Source organism: Streptomyces flavofungini (genome assembly GCF_041028215.1).
GTDB lineage: Bacteria > Actinomycetota > Actinomycetes > Streptomycetales > Streptomycetaceae > Streptomyces > Streptomyces flavofungini_B.
The window spans coordinates 1-4,940 of sequence record NZ_JASKYR010000585.1; the positions used below are offsets into that span (position 1 = coordinate 1).

6 protein-coding genes and 1 pseudogene are annotated in these 4,940 nt (G+C 72.2%); all 7 read left to right on the forward strand.

Going from position 1 to position 4,940, the window contains the following annotated elements:
• A partial coding sequence (locus AB8Z36_RS30230) for a TetR family transcriptional regulator C-terminal domain-containing protein (protein ID WP_369216572.1) occupies positions 1-468 on the forward strand: 468 nt, incomplete at its 5' end.
• A 198-nt stretch (positions 469-666) separates the two neighbouring features.
• Complete coding sequence (locus AB8Z36_RS30235) at positions 667-969, forward strand: urease subunit gamma (protein WP_369216577.1); 303 nt, start codon at positions 667-669, stop codon at positions 967-969.
• Positions 970-985: 16 nt separating this feature from the next.
• Positions 986-1,330 carry an urease subunit beta gene (locus AB8Z36_RS30240; protein WP_369216573.1) on the forward strand — a complete coding sequence of 115 codons (345 nt, stop codon included), beginning with the start codon at positions 986-988 and terminating at the stop codon, positions 1,328-1,330.
• The gene (locus AB8Z36_RS30245; protein WP_369216574.1) at positions 1,323-3,044 is read left to right on the forward strand and encodes an urease subunit alpha; all 1,722 of its coding nucleotides are present in this window, start codon (positions 1,323-1,325) and stop codon (positions 3,042-3,044) included. The genes AB8Z36_RS30240 and AB8Z36_RS30245 overlap by 8 nt, the downstream gene beginning before the upstream one ends.
• A 41-nt stretch (positions 3,045-3,085) precedes the next feature.
• Positions 3,086-3,760: an urease accessory protein UreF gene (locus AB8Z36_RS30250; protein ID WP_369216575.1), complete on the forward strand. Its 675-nt coding sequence runs from the start codon at positions 3,086-3,088 to the stop codon at positions 3,758-3,760.
• Between the two features lie 168 nt (positions 3,761-3,928).
• Positions 3,929-4,618, forward strand: coding sequence for an urease accessory protein UreG (ureG, locus tag AB8Z36_RS30255; protein ID WP_369216576.1), 690 nt, complete (start codon positions 3,929-3,931; stop codon positions 4,616-4,618).
• A pseudogene (locus AB8Z36_RS30260) lies at positions 4,615-4,940 on the forward strand (urease accessory protein UreD); the annotation flags it as partial. The gene ureG and the pseudogene AB8Z36_RS30260, both read left to right, overlap by 4 nt.

A 4,940-nucleotide genomic window follows, 5' to 3' on the forward strand; every position in this document is an offset into this window, starting at 1 on the left:
GGCAAGGACGAGCTGATCGCCGCGATCGTCTCCGAGGTCCTGGCCGAGATCGGCGGCGTCTTCGAGGCGGCCGCCCGGCAGACCCCGCCGCCCCCGCCCGACGTCCTGGTGGGCCGGGTGCTCTCGGAGGTCCTCGATCTGCGGCCCGGCATGSGCGACGGCGACGGCGCCAGGTCGTGCTTCCCCCGGCTGATGATCCAGGTCTGGACGGAGACGCTCCGCGACCAGGAGCTCTCGGCCCTGATGGGGGGTGGGTACGCACGGGTGCGCGCGGCCTGGGTCGCCATAGTCGAGGGCTATCAGGAGGCGGGCATGATGCGCGCGGACATCCCCGCCGACCACGTGGCGCGGACCATGATCGCCACGGCGCAGGGTTTCGCCGCGCAGTACGCGCTGTTCGACGAGGTACCCGTCGAGGCACTCCAGAACGGGCTGCGCGCATTGATGAGTATGGGGCAGCCCTGCTGACGGTCATGGATCGGTCAATGGCTGGTTAACCTCGTTGAAACTCCTTCCAACTACTCTCGCGTGCCACGCCACCAGGGGATTTCGTAGCCGGGGTGCGCAAGATCGCGCACCTTCGCTGTGTGTTACATCTATATCCGTCGCGGTGGTGCGGCGACCGGACCCCGCACGGTTCGGAGCGAGGGACGTGAGGTGGGAATCGTGCAACTGACCCCGCACGAGCAGGAGAGACTGCTCATCCATGTGGCCGCGGACGTGGCCGAGAAGCGAAGGGCGCGGGGACTGCTGCTCAACCACCCCGAGGCGATCGCCCTCATCACCTCCCACATCCTGGAGGGAGCCCGCGACGGCCGCACGGTCTCCGAACTGATGTCGTCGGGGCGCAGGGTGCTCACCCGGGACGACGTCATGGCGGGCATCCCCGAGATGATCCACGACGTCCAGGTCGAGGCCACCTTCCCGGACGGCACGAAGCTCGTCACCGTCCACGATCCGATCGTCTGACGGGAGTCCGCGCCTCATGCATGCCGCCATGCCCGGCACGGGACAGGGACTCGTCCCCGGCGAGATCCTCTTCGCCGACGGACCCGTCCTCTTCAACGAGGGCCGCGAGGTCACCCGCCTCACCGTCCTCAACGCGGCCGACCGCCCCGTTCAGGTCGGCTCCCACTACCACTTCGCCGAGGCCAACCCGGGCCTGGACTTCGACCGCGGCGCCGCGCGCGGCAAGCGGCTCAACATCGCCGCGGGCACCGCCGTGCGCTTCGAGCCCGGCATCCCCGTCGACGTCGAACTCGTCCCGCTGGCGGGCAAGCGTGTCGTGCCCGGTCTGCGCGGCGAGACCGGAGGTGCCCTCGATGCCTGAACTCTCCCGCGCCGCCTACGCCGATCTCTTCGGCCCCACGACCGGTGACCGCATCCGGCTCGCCGACACCGACCTCCTGATCGAGATCGAGGAGGACCGCTCCGGCGGCCCCGGACGCTCGGGCGACGAGTCGGTGTTCGGCGGCGGAAAGGTCATCCGCGAGTCGATGGGCCAGTCCCGTACGACCCGTGCCGAGGGCGCCCCCGACACCGTCATCACCGGCGTCGTGATCATCGACCACTGGGGCATCGTCAAGGCCGACGTGGGCATACGCGACGGCCGTATCACCGGAATCGGCAAGTCCGGCAACCCGGACACGATGGACGGCGTCGACCCCGCCCTCGTCATCGGCCCCGAGACCGAGATCCTCTCGGGCAACGGGAAGATCCTCACCGCGGGCGGTATCGACACCCATATCCACTTCATCTCGCCGACCATCGTCGACGAGGCGCTGGCCTCGGGCGTCACGACGCTCTTCGGCGGCGGCACCGGACCCGCCGAGGGCAGCAAGGCGACCACGATCACGCCGGGCGCCTGGCATCTGGCGCGCATGTTCGCGGCCCTGGAGTCCAGCCCCGTCAACATCGGCTTCCTCGGCAAGGGCAACACCGTCTCCACCGAGTCGATGCACGCCCAGCTGCGGGCCGGTGCGGTCAGCTTCAAGATCCACGAGGACTGGGGCGCGACGCCCGCCACCATCGACGCCTGCCTCAACGTCTGCGAGGAGACCGGCGCCCAGCTCGCCGTCCACACCGACACCCTCAACGAAGCGGGCTTCGTCGACGCCACGTTCGACGCCGTCGCGGGCCGCACCCTGCACGCCTTCCACGTCGAGGGCGCGGGCGGCGGCCACGCCCCCGACATGATCACCGCGGTCTCGCTGCCCAACATGCTGCCGAGCTCCACCAACCCCACCCGGCCGCACACCGTCAACACCGTCGAGGAGCACCTCGACATGCTGATGGTCTGTCACCACCTGAACCCGGCCGTCCCCGAGGACCTCGCCTTCGCCGAGTCGCGCATCCGGCCCACCACCATCGGGGCGGAGGACATCCTCCATGACCTCGGCGCCATCTCGATCATGTCCTCCGACTCGCAGGCCATGGGGCGCATCGGCGAGGTCATCATGCGGACCTGGCAGACGGCGCACGTGATGAAGCGGCGCCGGGGCCTCCTGCCCGGGGACAGCCGGGCCGACAACCGCCGCGCACGTCGCTATGTCGCCAAATACACCATCAACGCGGCCGTCGCGCAGGGCATCGACCATGAGATCGGCTCGGTCGAGACCGGCAAGCTCGCGGACCTCGTCCTGTGGGAACCGGCGTTCTTCGGCGTCAAGCCGCTGGTCGTCCTCAAGGGCGGGCAGATCGCGTACGCGCAGATGGGCGACGCCAACGCCTCGATCCCGACCCCGCAGCCGGTCCTGCCGCGCCGTATGTACGGGGCCCATGGCCGCGCCCCCGGGCTCAACTCGGTCAACTTCGTGACCCAGGCGGCCCTGGCCGACGGGCTCCCGGAGCGCCTCGGCCTGGACAAGCCGTTCGCCGCGATCCGCTCCACCCGGGGCCGCTCCAAGGCCGACATGCGGGAGAACGACGCGCTGCCCCGGGTCGAGGTCGCCCCCGACAGCTTCGCCGTCACCATCGACGGTGAACTCGTCGAGCCGTCGCCCGCCATGGAACTGCCGCTCGCCCAGCGCTACTTCCTCTTCTGACGGACCGCCGGACACAGGCGAAGGACACAGGCGACGATCACATGTCACGCGCAGCACTTCTCGTCCTGGCCGACGGCCGCTTTCCCGCCGGGGGGCATGCCCACTCCGGCGGGGCCGAAGAGGCCGTCAAGGCGGGCCGGATCACCGGCGCCGCGAGCCTTGAGGACTTCTGCCGGGGGCGGCTGCACACCAGCGGCCTGGTGTCGGCCTCCCTCGCGGCGGCCGCCGCGCTCGGCGTCGATCCGGTCGCCCTGGACGCGGCGGCGGACGCCCGTACGCCCTCACCCGCGCTGCGGAGCGCCGCGCGGCGGCTCGGGCGGCAGCTCATGCGGGCGGCGCGGGCGACCTGGCCGCATCCGGAACTCGACGCGCTGGCCCGGCGTTTCCCCAAGGGAGCCCATCAGCCGGTCGTCCTCGGGCTCGCCGCGCGGGCGGCGGGACTCGGCCCCGAGGACGCGGCGTACTGCTCCGCGTACGAGGGGATCAGCGGGCCCGCGACCGCGACGGTGCGGCTGCTGAGTCTCGACCCGTTCGACGCCACGGGGGTTCTCGCGCGTCTCGCGCCCGAGCTCGATCTGCTCGCCCTGCGGGCGGCGGAGGCGGCCGGGCGGGTTCTCGCCGAGGGGGTCGACGCGCTGCCCGCGGCTTCGGCTCCGCTGCTTGAGGTTGGCGCCGAGGCCCATGCGGGGTGGCCCGTGCGGTTGTTCGCGTCCTAGGGGGCCTCGGCATGTCCGGGCGGCCGTCCTCCGGGGGCTCCGCCCCCGGGCCCCCGTATCGGCCTGAACGGCCTCGTCCTCAATCGCCGGACGGGCTGGGGGTGACCCCGCACGACAAGCCGCCGCAGGCCGCACGAATAGTCACATCGACCACAGGAGTACCTGCCCATGCACCTCGACCACTCCCACGACCACGACGGTCCCGCCGCCGTCTCCGCCGACGCGCGGCGGCCCGACGGGAGCCGACGGGCCCTGCGCATCGGGCTCGGCGGACCCGTCGGGACCGGTAAGACCGCCACCGTCGCCGCACTCTGCCGGGCCTTGCGCGATGAGCTGTCCCTCGCCGTCGTCACCAACGACATCTACACCCGCGAGGACGCCGAGTTCCTGCTCCGCGAGGCCGTGCTGCCGCCCGAGCGGATCACCGCGGTGGAGACCGGAGCCTGCCCGCACACCGCGATCCGGGACGACATCTCGGCGAACCTGGAGGCCGTGGAGGACCTGGAGGACGAGGTCGGGCCGCTGGACCTGATCCTCGTCGAGTCCGGTGGCGACAACCTCACCGCCACCTTCTCCAAGGGGCTCGTCGACGCGCAGATCTTCGTCATCGACGTCGCGGGCGGCGACGACATCCCGCGCAAGGGCGGACCCGGCGTCACCACCGCCGACCTGCTCGTCATCAACAAGACCGACCTCGCCCCTTACGTCGGCTCGGACCTCGCCACGATGGCCGCCGACGCCAAGGCGCAGCGCGCGGAGCTGCCGGTGGCGTTCCAGTCGCTGCGTTCGGAGGAGGGCGTCGGACCGGTCGCCGCCTGGGTGCGCGAGCGGTACGCCGCGTGGACCGCGTCGGCGTGAGGACCGCCACCGCCCCACGGGGCCGTACGGAAACGGGCGGCGGCGCCGGGCTGCGGGCCACCGCCCGGATCGAGGCGCGCGCCGACGGCCGCGGCGGCACCGCCCTGCCCGTCCTCGACGGCGAGGGCCCGCTGGCCCTGCGCCGCACCCGCTCCAGCGGTCCGGCGGCCCGGGTCACGCTGGTGGGCGCGATGAGCGGACCGCTCGGCGGCGACCACCTCACCGTCGAGGCCACCGTCCACGAGGGCGCGCGGCTGCACATCGACTCGGCGGCGGCCACCCTGGCGCTCCCGGGCCAGCACGGCGACGCGGCGCGCTACGA